This is a genomic window from Amorphus suaedae, assembly GCF_053629675.1.
On the sequence record NZ_JBRJIT010000001.1, the window covers coordinates 1,108,138 to 1,128,366 of the forward strand.

18 protein-coding genes are annotated in these 20,229 nt (G+C 68.8%); 10 read left to right on the forward strand and 8 right to left on the reverse strand.

All coding sequences use genetic code 11. The features are described 5' to 3' along the window. The first annotated feature begins 69 nt into the window (after nucleotides 1–69). Nucleotides 70–1,977: a TRAP transporter permease gene (locus AB7M35_RS04970; RefSeq protein WP_453957730.1), complete on the forward strand. Its 1,908-nt coding sequence runs from the start codon at nucleotides 70–72 to the stop codon at nucleotides 1,975–1,977. A gap of 54 nt (nucleotides 1,978–2,031) precedes the next feature. Here AB7M35_RS04970 and AB7M35_RS04975 read toward each other — a convergent pair whose 3' ends face one another. The 5 genes from AB7M35_RS04975 to AB7M35_RS04995 all read right to left on the reverse strand — a co-directional run bounded on the left by AB7M35_RS04975 (nucleotide 2,032) and on the right by AB7M35_RS04995 (nucleotide 7,950). Beyond that, a complete protein-coding gene (locus AB7M35_RS04975; protein ID WP_453957731.1) occupies nucleotides 2,032–3,660 on the reverse strand; it encodes an acyl-CoA synthetase in 1,629 nt (542 codons plus the stop codon). A 76-nt stretch (nucleotides 3,661–3,736) separates the two neighbouring features. After that, nucleotides 3,737–4,843 (reverse strand): ABC transporter ATP-binding protein, encoded by a 1,107-nt coding sequence (locus tag AB7M35_RS04980; RefSeq protein WP_453960611.1) that lies wholly within the window; start codon nucleotides 4,841–4,843, stop codon nucleotides 3,737–3,739. Nucleotides 4,844–4,845: 2 nt separating this feature from the next. Then, nucleotides 4,846–5,736, reverse strand: a complete 891-nt coding sequence (locus AB7M35_RS04985) for a carbohydrate ABC transporter permease (RefSeq protein WP_453957732.1) — start codon at nucleotides 5,734–5,736, stop codon at nucleotides 4,846–4,848. Further along, nucleotides 5,733–6,641, reverse strand: a complete 909-nt coding sequence (locus tag AB7M35_RS04990; RefSeq protein ID WP_453957733.1) for a carbohydrate ABC transporter permease — start codon at nucleotides 6,639–6,641, stop codon at nucleotides 5,733–5,735. The genes AB7M35_RS04985 and AB7M35_RS04990 overlap by 4 nt, the downstream gene beginning before the upstream one ends. Nucleotides 6,642–6,693: 52 nt before the next feature. After that, nucleotides 6,694–7,950: an ABC transporter substrate-binding protein gene (locus AB7M35_RS04995; RefSeq protein ID WP_453957735.1), complete on the reverse strand. Its 1,257-nt coding sequence runs from the start codon at nucleotides 7,948–7,950 to the stop codon at nucleotides 6,694–6,696. A gap of 498 nt (nucleotides 7,951–8,448) precedes the next feature. On the opposite strand from AB7M35_RS04995, the gene AB7M35_RS05000 reads away from it, so the two are divergent. After that, complete coding sequence (locus AB7M35_RS05000) at nucleotides 8,449–9,000, forward strand: SH3 domain-containing protein (protein WP_453957736.1); 552 nt, start codon at nucleotides 8,449–8,451, stop codon at nucleotides 8,998–9,000. 217 nt (nucleotides 9,001–9,217) lie between these two features. Beyond that, entirely contained in the window at nucleotides 9,218–9,490 is a 273-nt protein-coding gene (locus tag AB7M35_RS05005) for a cysteine rich repeat-containing protein (RefSeq protein ID WP_453957738.1), read from the forward strand. Between the two features lie 248 nt (nucleotides 9,491–9,738). Here AB7M35_RS05005 and AB7M35_RS05010 read toward each other — a convergent pair whose 3' ends face one another. Then, complete coding sequence (locus AB7M35_RS05010) at nucleotides 9,739–11,085, reverse strand: ATP-binding protein (protein ID WP_453957739.1); 1,347 nt, start codon at nucleotides 11,083–11,085, stop codon at nucleotides 9,739–9,741. A 2-nt stretch (nucleotides 11,086–11,087) separates the two neighbouring features. Next, nucleotides 11,088–11,804, reverse strand: coding sequence for a response regulator (locus AB7M35_RS05015; RefSeq protein WP_453957740.1), 717 nt, complete (start codon nucleotides 11,802–11,804; stop codon nucleotides 11,088–11,090). 218 nt (nucleotides 11,805–12,022) lie between these two features. Here AB7M35_RS05015 and AB7M35_RS05020 point away from each other — a divergent pair, with 218 nt between their 5' ends. Then, a complete protein-coding gene (locus AB7M35_RS05020) occupies nucleotides 12,023–13,423 on the forward strand; it encodes a cytochrome P450 (RefSeq protein WP_453957741.1) in 1,401 nt (466 codons plus the stop codon). 9 nt (nucleotides 13,424–13,432) lie between these two features. Here AB7M35_RS05020 and AB7M35_RS05025 read toward each other — a convergent pair whose 3' ends face one another. After that, nucleotides 13,433–14,320: an MBL fold metallo-hydrolase gene (locus AB7M35_RS05025; protein ID WP_453957742.1), complete on the reverse strand. Its 888-nt coding sequence runs from the start codon at nucleotides 14,318–14,320 to the stop codon at nucleotides 13,433–13,435. Between the two features lie 225 nt (nucleotides 14,321–14,545). On the opposite strand from AB7M35_RS05025, the gene AB7M35_RS05030 reads away from it, so the two are divergent. From AB7M35_RS05030 to AB7M35_RS05055, 6 genes are all read left to right on the forward strand, one after another. Further along, the gene (locus AB7M35_RS05030; protein ID WP_453957743.1) at nucleotides 14,546–15,631 is read left to right on the forward strand and encodes an NAD/NADP octopine/nopaline dehydrogenase family protein; all 1,086 of its coding nucleotides are present in this window, start codon (nucleotides 14,546–14,548) and stop codon (nucleotides 15,629–15,631) included. 1 nt (nucleotide 15,632) lies between these two features. Further along, nucleotides 15,633–16,607, forward strand: coding sequence for a 3-hydroxybutyryl-CoA dehydrogenase (locus tag AB7M35_RS05035; protein ID WP_453957744.1), 975 nt, complete (start codon nucleotides 15,633–15,635; stop codon nucleotides 16,605–16,607). A gap of 100 nt (nucleotides 16,608–16,707) precedes the next feature. After that, nucleotides 16,708–17,703 (forward strand): TRAP transporter substrate-binding protein DctP, encoded by a 996-nt coding sequence (gene dctP, locus AB7M35_RS05040; RefSeq protein ID WP_453957745.1) that lies wholly within the window; start codon nucleotides 16,708–16,710, stop codon nucleotides 17,701–17,703. A gap of 102 nt (nucleotides 17,704–17,805) precedes the next feature. After that, on the forward strand, nucleotides 17,806–18,312 hold the full coding sequence (locus tag AB7M35_RS05045; RefSeq protein ID WP_453957746.1) for a TRAP transporter small permease: 507 nt from the start codon (nucleotides 17,806–17,808) through the stop codon (nucleotides 18,310–18,312). Between the two features lie 2 nt (nucleotides 18,313–18,314). Next, complete coding sequence (locus AB7M35_RS05050) at nucleotides 18,315–19,628, forward strand: TRAP transporter large permease (protein WP_453957747.1); 1,314 nt, start codon at nucleotides 18,315–18,317, stop codon at nucleotides 19,626–19,628. A 19-nt stretch (nucleotides 19,629–19,647) separates the two neighbouring features. Beyond that, complete coding sequence (locus AB7M35_RS05055) at nucleotides 19,648–20,145, forward strand: MarR family winged helix-turn-helix transcriptional regulator (protein ID WP_453957748.1); 498 nt, start codon at nucleotides 19,648–19,650, stop codon at nucleotides 20,143–20,145. Nucleotides 20,146–20,229 lie beyond the last annotated feature (84 nt).

Consider the following 20,229-nt stretch of genomic DNA (forward strand, 5'->3'; position numbering starts at 1 on the left):
GGGCCTGGTCCGCCGCCGGTCCTTCCACCTCACGGCGGGGTCGACGCCGGGGAGCTTTCGGAGGCCTGAATGCGCGACCATCTGAAGCGTGCCGTCGCCCTCGTCATCGGGGTCTTCGTCCTCTACACGGCGACCGCCGGACCGTTCGACGCTCTGGTGCAGCGCTCGGTGATGGTGGCGCTTGTCGTCACGCTCGGCTTCCTGTCCTATCCGCTCAAGCTCTCCGGACGCGCCCGCATCGTCTCGCTGGCGATCGATCTGGCCCTGTGGGCCGGCACGATGGCCGCCTGCCTCTACGTCACCTTCAGCGCCAACTGGATCATGACCAGCCTGCCGATGGCCGGGCCGGTCGAGATCGCGCTCGCCGCCGTGCTCGTCGTGACGCTGCTCGAGCTGGCGCGCCGCACCGTCGGCATCGCCTTTCCGATCCTCGTCCTCGTCGGCTTCGCCTACGTCTTCCTCGGCCACCTGATCCCCGGCCGCCTGGGCCACCGCGGCTACGACATCCTGTTCGTCACCGAAACGCTCTACCTCTCCGACATCGGCGTGTGGGGCTCGCTCACCGGCATCGCCTCGACGATCATCGCGGCTTTCGTGCTGTTCGGGGCGATGCTGCTGCGCACCGGCGGCGGCGACACCTTCATGGACCTGGCGCTGCTGGTTTCCGGCCGCACCATCGGCGGCGCGGCGAAGATGGCGACCGTCGCCTCCGCCTCGTTCGGCACGGTCAACGGCAGCGCGGTGGCCAACGTCGCCACCACCGGCACCATGACGATTCCGCTGATGAAGCGGATCGGCTACCCGGCGCCGATCGCCGCGGCGGTCGAGGCCGTGGCCTCCACCGGCGGTCAGATCACCCCGCCGATCCTCGGCGCCGCCGCCTTCATCATGTCGGAGATGATCGGCCTCGATTATCTGCGCATCGCGCTGGCGGCTCTGATCCCGGCGGTGCTGTTCTACGCCGGCGTGTTCCTCAGCATCCACCTGATCGCGCTTCGCCAGAAGATCGGCTACGTGCCGCCGGAGGAGATCCCCTCGGCCCGCACCGCGCTCGCCCCGGTGCGCCTGGTGCCCGTGGTATTGGGCCTCGGCGGGCTGCTCTGGATGCTGATCTCCGGGCGATCGGTGGCGCTGTCGGCGGCCACCGGCGTCATCTGCATGGTGGTGCCGTTCGTCATCGCCGACCTCGCCATCACCCGGCGGCCGGCCGAGACCGCCAAGCGGCTGCTCGGCGGCCTGGTGGAGGCCGGCAACGGCATCGTCATCATCGCGTTGATGCTGGCCGGCGCCCAGATCCTGGTGTCGCTGATCAACCTCACCGGCGTCGGCGTCACCCTCTCCTCGCTGACCGTCGCGATCGGCGGCGAGAGCTCGGTCCTCGTCGGGCTGATCGTGGCGGTCGCATGCCTGGTGCTCGGCATGGGCATCCCGACGACGGCGGCCTACGTGCTGGTCGCGGCGGTGATGGCCCCCGCCCTCATCGCCATCGGCATCGAGCCGCTGGTCGCCCACATGTTCGTCTTCTACTACGCCACCATCTCGGTGATCACGCCGCCGGTCTGCATCGCGGTGTTCGTGGCCGCCTCCATCGCCAAGACCGACTGGTGGCCCGCCGCCCTCAACGCGGTCCGGCTGGGCGCCGTCACCTACGTGGTGCCGTTCATGTTCCTCTCCTATCCGGGGATGCTCTGGTCCGGCACGCCGGTCGCGATCGCCGAGGCGGCCCTGTCCGGCGCCACGCTGGTGCTGGCAACCTCGCTGTTCCTGTCTGGAACGACGGTGCGGGAGAGCCGCCTGCTCGCGGCGGCGCTCTACATTCCCGCCGCGGTGTTGGCGATCGTGCCGTCGGAGGTGGCGCTGGTGGTCGCCATCGTGCTCACCGCGACCGGGATCGCACTCGGCCGGCCTTTCCGCCGGCCCGCCGAGTTCCGGCCGGGCGCCGCGCCCACCCCGGCCACGGCCGACGTCGCGGGATAGCCCCGCGCAGGCCCGGCGCGCCGCGAACCCGGTTTCGGAGAAAGGCGCCGCCCCTCAGATCTCCCGGGCGCGGGTGCGCAGCTCGAACTTCTGGATCTTGCCGGTGGAGGTCTTCGGCAGCGGCCCGAACACCACCGTGCGCGGGCACTTGAAGTGGGCGAGCCGCTCGCGGCAGAAGCCGATGATCTCGTCCGCGCTCGCCGCCGCGCCCGCCCGGAGTTCGACGAAGGCGCACGGCGTCTCGCCCCACTTGTCGTCGGGCCGGGCGACCACGGCGCCGGCGGCCACCGCCGGGTGCCGGTAGAGCACGTCCTCGATCTCCACCGACGAGATGTTCTCGCCGCCGGAGATGATGATGTCCTTGGAGCGGTCCTTGATCTGCAGGTAGCCGTCCGGATGCACGACGGCCAGATCGCCGGAATGGAACCAGCCGTCGGCGAACGCCGCGTCGGTGGTCTCGCGGTTCTTCAGGTAGCCCTTGGCCACCACGTTGCCGCGGAACATGATCTCGCCGACGGTCTCCCCGTCATGAGGCACGTCCTCCATGGTCTCGGGATCCTTGACCCTCAGGTCGGCGAGCACGTGGTAGCGCACCCCCTGGCGCGACTTCAGCCGCGCCCGTTCCTCGGCCGGGAACCCGTTCCACTCCTCGTGCCACGAGCACACCACCGCCGGCCCGTACACCTCGGTCAGCCCGTAGACGTGGGTGACGTCGAAGCCGGCGCGCTCCATCGCCTCCAGCGTGGCGGCCGGCGGCGGGGCGGCCGCCGTCATCGCCTTGACCGGATGCGGCAGCGCGGTCGCCTCCGACAGCACCGCGTCGACCACCAGCCCGAGCACGATCGGCGCCCCGCAGAAGTGAGTGACGCCCTCGGTGCGGATGGCATCCAGGATGGCGGCTCCGCTCACCTGGCGCAGGCAGACGTTGGTTCCGCCCAGCGCGGCGATGGTCCAGGGAAAGCACCAGCCGTTGCAGTGGAACATCGGCAGGGTCCAGAGATAGACCGGGTGGTGCGCCAGGTCCCAGGCGAGGACGTTGCCCATGGCGGTCATGTAGGCCCCGCGATGGTGGTAGACGACGCCCTTCGGGTCGCCCGTGGTGCCCGAGGTGTAGTTGAGCGCGATCGCCTTCCATTCGTCGTCCGGCGGCGCCCAGTCGAACGCCGGATCGCCGCCGTCCAGGAACGCCTCGTAGTCGGTCTCGCCGATCCGCGGGTGCCGGTGCGCCGCCAGCACATCGTCGACGTCCACCACCGGGATCGGCCGCCCGAGACGCTCAAGCGCCGCCGCCATCACCGGCGCGAACTCGGTGTCGCAGATGATCAGCTTCGCCCCGCCGTGGCCGAGCATGAAGGCGATCGCCTCGGCGTCGAGGCGGATGTTGAGGGCGTTGAGCACGGCGCCGGTCATCGGCACGCCGAAGTGGCACTCGACCATCTCCGGCGTGTTGGCCAGCATCACCGCCACCGTGTCGTCCTCGCCGATGCCGCGCGCCGCCAGCGCCGAGGCAAGCCGCCGCGCCCGCGCGTAAACCTCCGCCCAGCTGTAGCGGCGCTCGCCGTGCACCACCGCAAGCCGATCCGGATAGACGCTGGCGGAGCGCTCCAGGAAGCCGAGCGGCGACAGCGTGGCGAAGTTCGCCGTGCGACGGTCGAGGCCAAGATTGTAGGCGCTGGTGCTCATGGGCGGGTCCTCGGCGACGTCGCTGGCGCCCAGCGACAATCCAGATGCGGGCATATAGCCCGGAAACAGGGGTCGATCAGAGTCGCTTGCCGGTATCGGCGTCGAACAGTTTTGCCTTGGCCATGTTCACCTCGAAGCCGAACGGTTCGCCAACGCGCGCCCTGTCCTCGGGGCGGACGCGGGCAATCAGTTCCGCGCCGCCGAGCGAGGTGATCAGCATGGTGTCCGGGCCGGTCGGCTCGATCACCTCGACCGGGCGCTCGAAGGCGAACGTGTGCGCCGACGCCTGCTGGCCGTCGCGCGCGGTCACCGTCTCCGGACGCAGGCCCAGCTTCACCGACCGCCCCGCCTGGCCCCGGACGGCGTCGGCGAGCTTGCCCGGCAGCGGAAACCGCACCGATCCGCCCTCGCCCGCCACCTCTATCGCCGGCCCGCCGTCGTCCACGACCGTTCCGTCCAGGATGTTCATCGGCGGCGAGCCCATGAAGGCGGCGACGAACAGGTCGGCCGGCTCCTCGTAGATCTCCTGCGGCGTCGCGAACTGGCGGACCCGCCCCTGGTCCATGACGGCGATGCGGGAGGCGAGCGTCATCGCCTCGATCTGGTCGTGGGTGACGTAGATGATCGACTTGCTGATGCGCTGGTGGAGCTTCTTGATCTCGGTGCGCATCTCGATGCGCAGCTTCGCGTCGAGGTTCGACAGCGGCTCGTCGAACAGGAAGAGATCGGGATCGCGCACCAGCGCCCGCGCCATGGCGACGCGCTGGCGCTGTCCGCCGGAAAGCTGCGCCGGCTTGCGGTCGAGCAGCGCCTCGATGTGCAGCAGGGCGGCCACGTCGCGCACGCTCTCCTCCCGCCGGGCCCTGTCGATGCCGCGCATTTCCATGCCGAAGGTGATGTTCTTGCGCACCGACTTGGTCGGGTAGAGCGAATAGGACTGGAACACCATGGCGATGTCGCGGTCCTTGGGCGGCACGTCGTTGACCACCCGGTCGCCGATCCGCACCTCGCCCTCGCTCAGCGTCTCCAGCCCGGCAACGATGTTCAGCAGCGTCGACTTTCCGCAGCCCGACGGGCCCACCAGCACCACGAACTCGCCGGGCTCGAAGGCGAGGTCGATGCCCTTCAGCACCTCGGTCGCCCCGAACCGCTTCCAGACGTTGTCGAGGGTGACGCCGGTCATGGTCATCCTTTCACCGCGCCGGCCGCCAGCCCGCGCAGGAAGTAGCGCCCGGCGACGGCGTAGACGAGGAGGGTCGGCAGGCCGGCGATGATCGCCGCGGCCATGTCGACGTTGTACTGCTTCACCCCGGTGGAGGTGTTCACCACGTTGTTCAGCGCCACGGTGACGGGATTGGAATCGCCCACCGTGAACGCCACGCCGAACAGGAAGTCGTTCCAGATCTGGGTGAACTGCCAGATCACGGTGATGCCGAAGGTGGGGATCGCCATCGGCACCAGGATCCGGAAGAAGATCGCGAAGAAGCCGGCGCCGTCGAGCTTGGCGGCGTGCACCAGCGCGTCGGGCACGCTGACGAAGAAGTTGCGGAAGAACAGCGTGGTGAACGCCAGCCCGTAGACGACGTGCACCAGGATCAGGCCGGCGAGCGTGCCGGCGAGCCCGAGCAGGCCCAGCGTGCGCGCCATCGGCAGCAGCACCACCTGGTACGGGATGAACGCGCCGAACAGCATCAGCGCGAAGATGATGTTGGCGCCCGGGAAGCGCCATTTGGTCAGCGCGTAGCCGGCAATCGCGCCGAGGAACGTCGAGATCGCCACGCCCGGGATGGCGATCACCACCGAGTTCCAGAAATAGGGCCGCAGCCCGTCGCAGCGCACGCCCACGCACGCCTTCGACCAGGCCTCCACCCACGGCTCGAAGGTGAACGTCGACGGCAGGCTGAGCAGCGACCCCGTGCGGATCTCGTCCAGCGTCTTCAGCGAGGTCGACAGCATCACGAACAGCGGTAGCAGGTAGTAGAGCGCGAACAGGATCAGCAGCGCGAACAGCAGGACCCGCAGGATGCGGTTGCCCACCCCGCTGGAGCGCACGATGCCGTCGGCGCGCGCGCTCACCGGTTCGTCTCCCTGAGTTCGGAATAGAGGTACGGCACCATGATCGCGAGGATGGTGGCGAGCATCATCACCGCGCTCGCCGCCGCCATGCCCAGTTCGCTGCGCTGGAACGCGTAGGCGTACATGAAGGTGGCCGGCACGTCGGTCGCGTAGCCCGGACCGCCGCCGGTCAGCGCGACGATGAGATCGAAGCTCTTCACCGCCAGGTGGGTGAGGATGATGACGGCGGAGAGCAGCACCGGCCCCAGCATCGGCAGCACGATGCCGGCATAGGTGCGGACCGGCCCGGCGCCGTCGATCGCCGCCGCCTTCAGGATCTCGTCGTCCACCGAGCGCAGGCCCGCCAGGAACAGCGCCATCACGTAGCCGGACGACTGCCAGAGCCCGGCGATGACGACCGTGTAGATCGCCATCTTCGGATCGACGAGCCAGCCGAACGAGAAATCGGGAAAGCCCATGTCGCGGACCAGCTTCTCCACCCCGAGGCCGGGGTTGAGGATCCACTTCCAGGCGGTGCCGGTGACGATGAAGGAGAGCGCCATCGGGTAGAGGTAGATCGTCCGGAGCACCCCCTCGGCGCGGATGCGCTGGTCGAGGAAGATCGCCAGCAGCAGCCCGATGATGAGGCAGCCGGCGATGAACAGGCCGCCGAAGATGAAGAGGTTGTCGAGCGCCACGTACCAGCGCGGCGTCGCCCAAAGCCGCTCGTACTGGGCGAGCCCGATGAAGTCGTAGACGGGCATCATCCGCGACTTGGTGAAGGAGATGTAGACCGTCCAGGCGATGAACCCGTAGACGAAGAACAGGCTCATCGCGAAGATCGGCGAGACCACGAGCTGCGGTAGCCAGCGCTCCAGGCGCGCCCCGCCGCCACGCCCCCGCGACCCTGATCCCCGAGACCTCATCGGACCTCCGAACCGGGGGCCGCCGAAAGCGCGGCCCCCTCCGCACCCGGCCTCAGAGCTGGGCGCGCTCGATCGCCTCGGACAGGGTCTCGACGGCCTGCTGCGAGCTCATGTCGGAGTTGAAGAAGTTCGTGACCACGTCCATGAACTCGCCGCGGACCGAGCGGGGCACCGCCATCTCGTGGGCCATCGACGGCACCAGGCTGTCGGAGGCGATCGCCGCGTCCAGGTCGGCGCGGGACTTCTGGGCGCACGCGTCGAAGTCGTCGAGCGGCACGTCGGTGCGGGCCGGAATCGAGCCCTTGGCGAGATTGAAGCTCTTCTGGAAGTCCGGCGACATGATCAGGGTGGCCAGAACCTTCTGGCCCTCCTGCTGGCTCTCGTCGTTCACCTGGAAGAAGGCGATGGAGTCGGAGTTCAGGATGAAGCCCTTGCCGGGCGCCGCGGCGCAGATGAAGTCCTTGCCGGGCACCTTGCCGGCCGCGAGGAATTCGCCCTTCGCCCAGTCGCCCATGATCTGGAACGCCGCGTCGCCGTTCATCACCATGGCGGTGGCGAGGTTCCAGTCGCGGCCGGAGAAATTCGGATCGACGTAGCCGCGCAGCTTGCGGAGCTCGTCGAAGACCTCGACCATCGTGCCGCTCTCGATCGCCTCGGGATTGAGGTCGACCAGCGCCGCCCGGTAGAAGTCCGGCCCGCCGATGCCCAGCACCAGCACCTCGAACAGCGTCGCGTCCTGCCAGGGCTGTCCGCCGTGGGCGAGCGGCGTGATGCCGGCGGCCTTCAGCTTGTCGGCCACCGCGTTGAACTCGTCCCAGGTGGTCGGCATCTCGGCATCGACCTTGGCGAGCACCTCCGGGTTCGCCCAGAGCCAGTCGACCCGGTGGATGTTTACCGGCGCGGCGACATAGTCGCCGTCGTATTTCATGATGGAGGCCAGCACCTCGGGGAGCTCGGCGTCCCAGTTGTTTTCCTCCGCCACGGCCTCCATGTCGGCGAGCGCGCCCTGGTCGGCCCACTCCTGGATGCCCGGGCCCTTGAGCTGCACCGCCGCCGGCGGGTTGCCGGCCACGACCCGCGCCCGGAGCGCCGTCATCGCGGCATCGCCGCCGCCGCCCGCGATGGGCGAATCGATCCACGTGCCGCCCTTCGCCTCGTAGGCGTCCTTCAGCTCGCCGACCGCCTTGGCCTCGCCGCCCGACGTCCACCAGTGGAGCACCTCCACCTGACCCTGGGCCTGCGCGGCCGGCGACGACAGGGCCACTCCAACCGCGCATGCGGCAGCCATGAACCAGCGCTCGGATCGCATGTCTTCCTCCCTGGAGGCCGCGGCCCTCCGCTTGAGGCCCGGCTCTTCTGATCGTTTGAACGCGCCGAAGCGCACCGGCCGCCCGCCCCCTCGAAGGCCTGCGCCGCGCTCGCCCGGCGGGCAGGCTCAGGCCGTTCGGCGGGCCGCATTTCACGGTCCGCGACGCGTCGTTTCTCAATCGAGAGTGGAGGCAAGCCGTAAGCGCCGTCAAGGGCTTGACCCTTGGCCCGCCGGAGTTGGGCGGGTCTCCCTGACCGCCGCGCCGCCCGCCGCGCGCGCAATCTCACGACCTGCGATTCCGGCCGACGGAACGGGTGCCGCCCCCCGGCCCTGACACAATCCGTTACACGACGCGCACACGTTAGGACGCGATGCCATGCGGGCGCGACACACCCGAGACATTCACTCCCCACCTCTATCGTCGTCGGCGCACCGATCCCAACCGACGGTCCCATGCCGGGACCGCGCCGACGGGGCAACGAAGCTGTGGAGAGCATCATGAACCGGACCACCCTGTTTGCAGCGGCCGCGCTTGCGGCGCTTCCCCTGGCGCCTGTCGCGGCGTCCGCCGCCAACTCCGCCGTCGCCACCGCCAACGTCAACATGCGGGCCGGTCCGAGCACGGCGTATCCGACGGTGCGGATCGTGCCGGCCGGGGCCGGCGTCGTCAGCTACGGCTGCGTCGCGGACTACTCGTGGTGCGATGTCGGCTACGGCCAGGCCCGGGGCTGGGTGTCGGCCGCCTACCTGACGACGGTGGTCGGCGGAACGACGGTCGTGGTCACTCCGCAGGTGGGCTTCCCCGTCGTCACCTATTCGCCGACCGTCTACTGGAACCGCTACTACACCGCCTATCCCTGGTACGCCCGCGGCCCGGCCTATTACGGCCCGTACCGCGCTCCGGTCTACCGGGCCCCGCCGCCGCGCGGTTACGCCGCTCCCTATCGCGGCCCCGCCCGCGGCGCCTGCCGCGACGGCTGCTCCGGGTCGGCGAGCGTCGCCGGACCGCGCGGCGGAACCGCCAGCCGCTCCTGGTCGGTCAACCGCTAGCGCATTCCCCGGTCCGATCGGGCGGACGATCGCCCGATCGAGACGGACCCGTTGCGAATTCCCGAACTCTGCAGGCGCCGCATCCGCCGTGCGCCTGCACCGAACCAGCGCCCGCTCGCGCCGCCCCGCCCGGCGGCGTGCGGCAGGTGTCTGCGGCGGGCGCGGCCGAGAGGCAGCGCCCGCCTATCCCCCACGCACCAGCCTGAAGGAGGCACCCATGCGCATGTCCGCCCCGTCGATGAAGGCCGCCGCCACGGCCGCCGTGCTCGGCTTCGCCCTCATCGGATCCGCCGGCCTCGCAGCCGCCCAGACCCCCGAGCTCAGCCAGTCCCAGATGCGCGCCGTCGGCAAGGCCTGCAAGAGCGACGTCAAGACGCTCTGCGCCGGCGTCCAGCCGGGTGGCGGACGGATTGGCCAGTGCCTGCAGCAGAACGCCGCCAAGCTCTCGGCGCCCTGCAGGCAGACGCTTTCCGAGGTCCTTGCGAAGTAGCGGTACGTCCGACGCGGAGGACCGCCACGGCTGATCCGTGCGTTCTTCGGATCAGCATCTGCCGGCACCCCGGTGGAGCACCCCGCCCCGGTTCTCCCACGGGTGACGGCGGGCGGTCACCCGCCCAACTCCGCGTCACGCCGCGCCTTCGCAAGCGCACCAATAAGAACTCTCTCTTCTCCAACGCCTTTCCTCCCGGCCCTTTCGAGGGCCGGGATTTTTGTGCGCAGGGTCGGGTACCCGACGGCTCAGGAGATGCGGAAGCGCGGCAGCCGGACGGTGAAGCGGGCGCCGCCCGTCGGCGCGTCGCCGATCGTCAGCGATCCGCCGTGCGCGTCGACCAGGCTGCGGACGACGGCCAGCCCCAGCCCGGCGCCCCCGGTGAGCCGGCTGCGCGAGGATTCCATCCGCACGAACGGCTCCAGCAGCGCCTCGCGCAGATCCTCGGGAACGCCCGCGCCCTCGTCGTCGACCACCAGCACCATCGCCGCCTCGTCGGCCTCCAGGGAGACGTGGGCCACGAAGCCGTAGCGCAGCGCGTTGTCGACGAGATTGGCGACGATGCGCCGGAGCGCCAGCCGGTCGCCGAGCACGCTCGCGGCCCGTGCCTCCGTGCTGATCCGTCCATCCACCGCCGCGCCGGCCGCCTGCCGGTCCGCCACCTCCTCGGCGACCAGGTCGGCCAGCTCGACGAGCTCCTCCGACAGTTGCCCCGCCCCGGCCCGGCTGGAAATCAGCGCGTCGTCGAGAAGGCGGATCATGTCGGCGATGTCGGCGATCGCGCGGTCGCGGCTCGGCCCTTCCGGCAGCTCCTCAACCCTCAGCCGCAGGCGGGTCGCGAAGGTGCGCACGTCGTGGGAAATGCCGCCAAGCATGGCCATCCGCGTCTTCAGGAGGCCCGAGAGGCGCGTCTGCAGCCGGTTGAACGCCTCGACCAGCGAGCGGATCTCGGGGGCGCTGGTGCGCACGTTCGGCAGCGGCACGGGATCGCCGGTGAAGTCCATGCGGTCCGCCGCCTCCGCCAGCCGGGCGATCGGCCGGGTCTCGCGCTGCATGATCACGAGCGCGATCAGCGCGATCACCGTTCCGATCAGGCCGGCCCCGAAGCCGATGGGAAGCCCGAACCGCGAGACCAGCAGCGGCGTCCGAGAATCGACGACGAGGGTTTCCTGCGGGGACAGCGCGACGCGGACCTGCAGCGCGCGCACCTTCCTGCCGAAGATCACCGGAAAGCGATCCTGCAATCCGCCGTCCGACAGGGCCGCCATCGAGAACCGGCGGTCGCCCAGCACGGCGGCATAGCGCTCGGCCATCTCCTCGTTCACCGCCGCCCCGGGCTGGAGCGGCGCCTCGGCGGCCGGCAGGATCCGGATCTGCAGGCCGGGCGTGTCCATCGCCCGGACGAGGAGCGCGCGTTCCTGCGGCGATGCCTGCTCCGCCAGCTCCACGATGGCCCCGAGCGTCGCGGGCTCGATCAGCGCCGTCTCGCGCTGGTCCTGGTCGCGAAGATAGTAGGAGGCCAGCGCCATCATCCAGATCACCAGCACGGTGATCAGCACCGTGGCGGTGATCCGCGCGGAGAGCGAGATCCGCACCGTCAGGAAACCGGTTTCACAGGTGCGACAAAGAGATAGCCGCCATTCCTGACGGTGGAGATGAGGTCGACGCCGGGGTTCACCGCGTCCAGCTTCTTGCGCAGGCGGGAGACGATCATGTCGACCGTGCGATCGAAGGGATCGGCGGAACGGCCATGGGTCCACTCGAGGATCTGGTCGCGCGTCAGCACCCGTCGCGGCCGCTGGATGAAGCAGGCGAGCAGGTCGAACTCGGCGGTTGTCAGCGCGATGTCGCGGCCGTCCTCGCGGCTGAGCTGGCGGGCATCGAGGTCGACCACGAAGCTGGAGAAGGCGAAGCGGCGCGTCGGCGGCGTCATCGACATCCCCTGCCCGCGCCGCAGGATCGCACGCACCCGCGCCAGGAGCTCGCGCGGCCCGAACGGCTTCACCAGATAGTCGTCGGCGCCCATTTCCAGCCCGAGCACCCGATCGATCTCGTCGCTCTTGGCCGTCAGCATCAGGATCGGCATGGCATCGCGGGCGCGAATGCGGCGGCAGATGGAAAGCCCGTCCTCTCCCGGCAGCATCAGGTCGAGGATCATCAGGTCCGGACGGCAGCGCGACAGCACCGCGTCCATGCCCTGGGCGTCCTCGGCCTCCTCCACCGTGTAACCCTCGCGGCGCATCATCTCGACGACGAGGCCGCGGATTTCCGCGTCGTCCTCGACGATCAGGAGTGTCGTGCCGGGTGTGCTCATGGAGGTTTTTTCCGGCATTCCGCCGGCCGGCGCAAGCGCTCAGAGCGACCCTCCGCCGGCGGGAGGAATCCGCCGGCAGGGTTGTGACGCAGCGTTACAGAGCGGAGACGCGTTACCAAGATTTAATGTTTCACGGCAATGCGGGCGTGAAACCCGACCCCCAGATTGGACGGACCCGGTCGCCGGTCGCGGCCAGAAGCACAAGGGAGTTCGGTCTCATGTCAGCGGTGTCCACGTTCGGTTCGGTCATGCCCGCATCCACGCGCCCGGCAGCGCCGTTGCCACGCCCCCGCACGCCGAGCTTCCTCGAAGCCTACCTGGCCATGCGCCACAACCCGATCACCGCCCTGTCCGAGCGCGCCTACGAGGAGCCGATCATCGACCTGATCCGGCCGGGCCGCGCGCTGCTGGTGTCCGACCCGGACATGATCGAGCGCGTCCTCGTCCAGAACGCCGCCAACTACCGCAAGAGCCCCCAGCAGCAGCGCCGGCTCCGCCCCGCCCTGGCAGACGGGCTCCTGACCGCCGAGGGAGACATCTGGCGCAGCACCCGGCGGATCACCGCGCCGCTGTTCAGCCCGGGCGCCGTCGGGCTGGTCCTCGAAGACATGCAGGTCGCGACCGAGGCGATGCGGGACCGCTGGGAGGCACGCGGCGACGATCCGGCGCCCCTCGACCTCACGGCCGAGTTCCAGCGCCTCACGTACGAGATCGTCTCTCGCACGGTGTTTTCCGGAGCCCTCGATGCCGACCGCGCGGCCATCCACGCCAACATGGCGATCTACTTCGACACGCTCGGACGCATCGACCTCGCGAGCCTGCTCGATCTTCCCGAATGGTGGCCGACGCTCGGCAAGCTGCGCGGCGCGAGATCCCTGAAGGTCTTCCGCGACATCGTCGACAGCACCGTCGCGAGCCGCCTGTCCGAGCCGCAGCGCGAGGGGAACGACCTGCTCGACCAGCTCTTCCACGCCAGCGATCCGAAGACCGGCCTCACCCTCGACAAGGCGGCCGTGGCCGACAACGTCCTGACGTTTCTGGCCGCCGGTCACGAGACCACCGGCAACGCGCTCGCGTGGATCTTCTATCTGCTGGCGCTGCATCCCGAGGCGCAGGACCAGGTCCGCGCCGAACTCGCGGAGACCGTCGGCGACGGGCCAGTTGAGCGCGACCACCTGGACCGGCTCGACTTCACCCGGGCCGTCATCAACGAGACCCTGCGGCTTTATCCGCCGGTGCCGTTCATGGCGCGCGAGGCGATCGAGGCCGACGACCTGAACGGCCAGGAGGTGCGCAAGGGGATGCAGGTGGTCATCTCGCCGTGGGTCGTTCACCGGCACAGGATGCTGTGGGACGCGCCGGACGTGTTTCGCCCGGAACGCTTCCTCGGCGAGGAAGGGCGATCGATCGCGCGCGGCGCCTTCCTGCCGTTCGGCCTCGGCCCGCGCATCTGCATCGGCCAGCGCTTCGCGGTGCAGGAGATCCTGACCGTCATGGCCAGGATCCTGCCGGCGTTCCGCTACGAGCTTGCCGACCCCGGCTCGGTGTTTCCCCAGGCGCGCATCACGCTGACGCCGAAGGACGGGCTGCCGGCGTTTGTCCGCCCCGTCCGGGGGTGATGCCGGCGATCAGAGCGCGTTGATTGGGACCTTGAGGAAGCGCCGGCCGCTCTGGTCCGGCGTCGGCAGCTCGCCGCCCTTCATGTTCACCTGCAGCGACGGGATGATCAGCTTCGGCATGTCGAGCTGCGCGTCGCGGGCCTGCCGCATGGCGATGAACTCGTCGCGCGAGCGCGCGCCGCCGACATGGATGTTGTTGGCCTTTTCCTCGGCGACGGTGGTTTCCCAGCGGATCTCGCGGCCGTTCGGCCCGTAGTCGTGGCAGATGAACAGCCGCATCTCGTCGGGAAGCGCCAGCACCTTCTGGATCGAATCGTAGAGGGTGCCCGCGTCGCCGCCGGGGAAATCGGCCCGCGCGCTGCCACCGTCGGGCATGAACAGGGTGTCGCCCACGAACGCGGCGTCGCCGATCACATGGGTCATGCAGGCCGGCGTGTGCCCGGGCGTGTGCATGGCGAACGCCGTCATCGAACCGATCCGGTAGGTGTCGCCGTCGTCGAACAGGCGATCGAACTGGCTGCCGTCGCGCTGGAACTCGGTGCCCTCGTTGAACACCTTGCCGAACGTCTCCTGGACCACCGTGATGTTGCGGCCGATGCCGACCTTCCCGCCGAGCTTCTTCTGGATGTAGGGCGCGCCGGAAAGGTGGTCGGCGTGGACATGGGTTTCGATCAGCCACTCCAGCGACAGGCCGTTCTCCTCGATGAAGCTGATCATCGCATCGGCGTGCTCGAAGGCGGTGCGGCCGGACGAATAGTCGAAGTCCATCACCGCATCGATGACCGCACAGGCGGACGATTCCGGATCCTTGACGACGTAGCTGATCGTGTTCGTCGCCGGATCGAAGAAGGCCGTCACCTCCGGCTTGACCGACATGTCGACGGGATAGTTGGTCATGGTCGCTTCTCCCCAATCGTTTATCCGACCTTCGCTCCGCAGACTGACGTCCGCGATGCGCAAGATCAATTACATGAGAGAAATCTAATATTCATCCCCGGCGTTTCAACACGGCGTCGGCCCATGTGGCCGCTTGCGCGGTTTCCATGAATATGCATAGATTTTGGACGCGCCGAATTGAGCGTCACTTGCCATTTCCCCTGCTTGAAAAGAGGACGGTAGCTTTTGAAAACAGCGGTCATCGGTGGAGGGAACGGCTCGTTTGCCGCTGCAGCCGACATCACCCTCCGGGGCCATTCCGTCCGGTTCTGGCGGAGAGACGCGGCCGCTCTTGAGCCGACCCGGGCCGCGGGCGGCATCGAGGTGAAGGACTTCGAAGGGACCCGCTTCGTTCCCGTCGACACCGTCACCGCCGACCTCGGCGAAGCCGTCTCCGGCGCCGAGCTGATCGTCGCTCCGATTCCCGCCTTCGGACAGGTCGAGCTCGCCAGGGCGCTGGCGCCGCACCTGACCGACGGCCAGGTGATCTACCTGCCGCCGGGCACCTTCGGCAGCTACCTCATGATGAAGACGCTGCGCGACGCGGGCTGCACCGCGGACGTGGCGATCGCCGAGACGGGCACCCTCCCCTGGCTCTGCCGCAAGCACGGCGACAACACCGTGGCCATCACCACCCGCGCCACGCGCCTGCCGACCGGCGTCTTTCCGGCCCGGCATACCGAGCGCGCCCTCGCCATCATCTCCGAGGCCTTTCCGGGCGCCATCGAGCCCGTCGAGGATGCGCTGTCCGGCGCCCTGATGAACGCCGGCCCGATCATCCATCCGCCGCTCATCATCATGAACGCCGGCCCGATCGAGCACTTCGAGCACTGGGACATCCACAACGAAGGCACCCAGCCGTCGATCCGCGCCGTCACCAACGCGCTCGACGCCGAACGCATGGCGGTGCGCGAGGCGCTCGGCTACGCCGCTCCCCACTTCCCGCTCGCCGACCACTACACGTCCGATGGCGACGAGTGGATGTACGGGGCGCTCGCCCACGACAAGCTGACCGACAGCGGCGACTGGCGCGAGCACCTCGTCCTGAAGACACACCGCTACATGCGCGAGGATCTGGCCCTCGGCCTCGGCTTCATCGTGTCGGTCGGCCGCTGGATCGGTGCGCCCGTGCCGGTGGCCGCCGGCCTGTTCGCCATCGGCGGCGCGATCGTCGGCGAGGACTTCACGGCGACCGGGCGAAGCCTGGAAACGCTGGGGCTGGCGTCCCTCACGCCGCCGCAGATGGCCGAACTCCTGCGCGAGGGCATCTGAGATGGCGCCCCGCATCTGCGCCATCGGCGCCGGCCGGATGGGACGCGGCATCGCCCACGTCTTCGCCTACGCCGGCTCCGAGGTGGTCCTGCTCGACGCCAAGGAGCGCCCGGCCGAGGACTTCGCGAAGCTCGAAGCCGACTCGCTCGCCGAGATCCGCTCCGGCCTGGAGACGCTGGCGGCCCTCGGGCTGTTCGATCCCTCGGTCATCGACCGCATCATGGCGCGCATCACGGTGATGCCGCGCAGCCGGGTGGCCGAAGCCGTCGGCTCGGCCGCCTTCGTCTTCGAGGGCGTGCCCGAGCGCAAGGACGCCAAGGCCGACGCCTTCTCGCTGGTCGATCCGCACCTCTCGCCCGATGCCGTCGTCGCCTCCACGACCTCGACCATCCTGGTCGACGAGCTGATCGACATGGTCTCCCGGCCGGGCCGCTTCCTGAACGCCCACTGGCTGAACCCGGCCTATCTGGTTCCGCTGGTCGAGCTGATGCCGTCGGAACGCACCGACGAGGAGGCCGTCGCGGCGCTTGAGACCGTGCTGACGGGCATCGGCAAGGTGCCGGTCCGCCTCAAGGCGTCGCCCGGCTACATCGTGCCGCGCGTCCAGACCCTCGCCATGAACGAGGCCGCCCGGATGGTCGAGGAGGGCGTCGCCACGCCGGAGGCCATCGACAAGGCGCTGCTCTACGGCTTCGGCTTCCGCTTCGCGGTGCTCGGCCTGCTGGAATTCATCGACTGGGGCGGCAACGATATCCTGTACTATGCGAGCCGCTACATGGCCGGCGCGATGAAAGACGACCGCTTCGCCGCCCCGGAAATCATCGACCGGAACATGAAGGAGGGCCGCAACGGCCTGCGCGACGGGATCGGCTTCTTCGACTACGCCGACCGCGACGTCGCCGCCTACCGCAAGGAGCGCCTCGGCCGCTTCGTGGACCAGCTCAAACTGCTCGATCTCGTTCGTCCGCCCGCGTGAGGAGACGCGGCGGACGGCGGGCAAGACCAAGAACAGCACCCGCCTTTCCGACCATCCATCATCGGGCGCGGCGCGCCCGCCGCCAGAGGGAGAATGTCACATGAACCTTCAGCCGTTCCTGAAAACCGTCGCTGCGGGCGCCCTGATGGGCCTGCTCATGGCCGCTCCGGCGCGCGCCGAGGAAGTGGTCCTCAAGGCCGTCACCGCCTTCCCCGCCTCGCTCGATTTCGCCCAGAGCTTCCAGCGCTTCGTCGCCAAGGTGAACGAAGAGGGCAAGGGCGTGGTCAAGATCCAGTACATGGGCGGCCCGGAGGTGGTTCCCCCGCCGCAGCAGGCCCAGGCCGTGCGCCGCGGCGTCATCGACATGCAGTACGGGCCCGGCACCTACTATCTGGGCGACATGCCGGAAGTGGACGCCTGGGTCGGCTCGACCGTCAGCGCGATGGAAGCCCGCAAGAACGGCGGCTTCGCGGTGATGCAGGAGGTCTACAAGCAGAAGCTCGGCGCCTATCTGCTGGCGCACAACGACACGGGCGTGGGCTTCCACATCTACCTCACCGAAGAACCCAAGCGCACCGCCGACGGCGGCGTTGACCTCACCGGTCTCAAGCTGCGCAGCCAGCCGATCTACCGCGAGTTCTTCGACGCCCTCGGCGCCACCAGCGTCTCGGTCCCCGTTCCGGAAGTCTACACGGCCCTCGAGCGCGGCGTGGTCGACGGCATCGGCTGGCCGCTTGTCGGCATCAAGGACCTGTCCTGGGATAAGTTCCTGAAGTACCGGATCGATCCGCCATTCTTCCAGACCGACCTCGTGGTCATCATGAACGAGGAGAAGTGGGCCGGCCTGTCCGACGAGGCCCGCGCGATCCTCACCAAGGCCGCCGCCGAGTACGAGCAGGAATCCTATGACCACTACCAGGAGGTTATCAAGGAGACCGACAAGGTCGTGCGCGCCGACGGCATGCAGGTGATCGACATCACCGGCGAGGCCCGCGAGAAGTTCCTGAAGACGGCGTTCGAGACCGCCTGGAACCGTCTGAAGGCCAGCGGAAGCGACAAGTACGAAGCCCTGCGCAAGGGCTACTACCAGGAATAGTTCCGGACTTCGCCAGCGTTACCGGCGGTCGGACACGGCTGACTTTGAACGCCGCGCCCGGCCGCCGGTTCGTCGACCACCCCGCGACGATCCGGTGACCCCATGCGTGCGCTGACCCGCCTCTACGACTTCCTCATCTTTGGCTTCGCCGGGCTGGGCGCCGCAACGCTCGCGGTTTCCACGGTCCTGATCGTCCTCGACGTGCTGCTGCGCAATCTGGGTTTCACGCCCTTCCAGTCGGCCAGCGCCCTCGTCGAATACGCGATGCTGGCGGCAACGGCCGGCGGGTCTCCCTGGCTGGTGCGCCGCAAGGGCCACGTCGCCGTCGACAGTCTCATCGGTCAGTTTCCGCCGGCGATCTACCGCGCCTTCGTGGTCGGCGGCATGCTGCTCTCCATCTTCGTCTGCGCCTTCCTGGGCTGGCGCGCGGCCATGCTCGCCGCCGACGCGATCGCCCGTGGCGCCGTCGACATCCGCTCCATCAACATCCCGGGCTGGGTCGCCTACACGCTTCTGTCGGCCGGCCTGATCCTGTGCGCGACGGAGTTCCTGCGGCTCCTGATCCTGCGCGGCAGCGACGTCGAAGCCCAGCACGGCAGCGGAGCCTGACCATGGATTGGCCCCAGGCTGCCCTCATCCTGCTCGGCGGCATCGTCATCCTCATGGCGGCCGGCGTGCCCGTCGCCTTCGCCTTCCTGGCCATCAACATCGTCGGCGTGCTCATCTTCATGGGCGGCATGGCCGGCATCGACCAGCTGGTCGACAACGCGTCGGGCACCATCACCACCTTCACGCTGGTGCCGGTGCCGCTGTTCATGATCATGGGCGAGCTGTTCTTCCACACCGGACTGGCGATGCGCGTCTTCGACGCCCTCGACAAGTGCCTCGGCGGCATCCGCGGCCGGCTCTCCTATCTCACCGTCGGCGGCGGCACCCTGTTCGCTACGCTCTCCGGCTCGTCGATGGCGAACACCGCCATGCTCGGCTCGCTGATGATGCCGGAGATGCTGAAGCGCGGGTACAAGAAGCACATGATCATGGGGCCGATCCTCGCGACCGGCGGCCTGGCCATGATCATTCCCCCGTCGACGCTTGCGGTGTTGCTGGGCTCGCTCGCCCGCATCGACGTCGGCGGGCTGCTGATCGCCGGCATCATCCCCGGCGTGATCCTCGCCATCATGTATGTCGTGCTGATCCGGGTGCAGATCGCCCGCGACCCGGACGCCGCCCCCGGCTACGCCGCCGAGCGGGCCCCGCTGGGCGAGATCGCCAAGGCCTTCGCCATCAACGTCCTGCCGATGGGGCTGGTCGTCTTCTCGGTGATCGGGCTGATCCTGCTTGGCTGGGCGACGCCGACGGAAAGTGCGGCCTTCGGCGTCCTGTCCGTCGTCATCCTGGCGCTGTGCTTCCGCTCGCTGACCTGGTCGGCGATCGTCAAGGCGCTGACGGAGTCGCTGGCCGTCACCGCGATGATGTTCCTCATCATCCTCGGCTCGTCGACCTTCTCCCAGGTGCTGGCGTTCTCCGGTGCCACCACCGGCCTTCTCGGCTGGGCCACCAGCTTCGACGTCGGGCCGAACGTGATGCTGCTCGCGATGCTGATCACCCTGATCGTGCTCGGCATGTTCATGGACCAGCTCTCCATGATGATGCTGACGCTGCCGATCTTCATGCCGCTGGTGGCGACGATGGGCCTCGACCCGATCTGGTTCGGCGTGGTCATGCTGCTGGCGCTGGAGCTCAGCCTCGCGACGCCGCCGTTCGGCATGCTGCTGTTCCTGATGGTCGGCGTCGGCCCGCCTGGCACCACGCTCGGCGAGGTGGCGCGCGCCGCGGCGCCCTATATCGGCTGCACGCTGCTGTTGATCTGTCTCCTTGCGCTGTTCCCTCAGATCGCGCTCTTTCTACCCCACCTCATGAACTGAGGCATGTGGATGGGCCCCGATGCCGACACCTCCGGAGACTGACGATCGCGACGCCCCGCCGGCGGGGCCGCCGACCTTCGCCGAGCTCGGCCTGGAGCGCTTCGCGCCCTACCTGATCAACCGAATCTCCGAGCGGTGGAACACCACCATCCGCGACGCGCTGAAGGGCTCGGATCTCACCACCATGCGGATGCGGGCGCTGGCGACGCTCGCCGACCGGCCGGGCCTGACCATCAACGAGCTTTCGGTGCTCGCGGTCAGCGAACAGTCGACTATGAGCCGCAACCTCGACGCCATGGAAGAGGCGGGACTGGTGCGCCGGGTGCCGAAGTCCGACGACCTCAGGGCCCGCGAGATCTACATCACGCCCGAGGGTCAGCGCGCCCTGGACGCCTTCTGGCCCACCATGAACGCCCACTACGACGCGCTTCTCGCCGGCCTGAGCGAGACCGAGCGCGCCCAGTTCCTGGCGCTCCTGAACAAGGTGCTGGCGAACGTCCGTCACCACCCGTTCTGATTGCCGGCTTGCGCTCGAGCCTGTCCACAATTCAGATTTGACAGGTTCCAGACACTGCCTGATTATATGCATATGCAGATAATT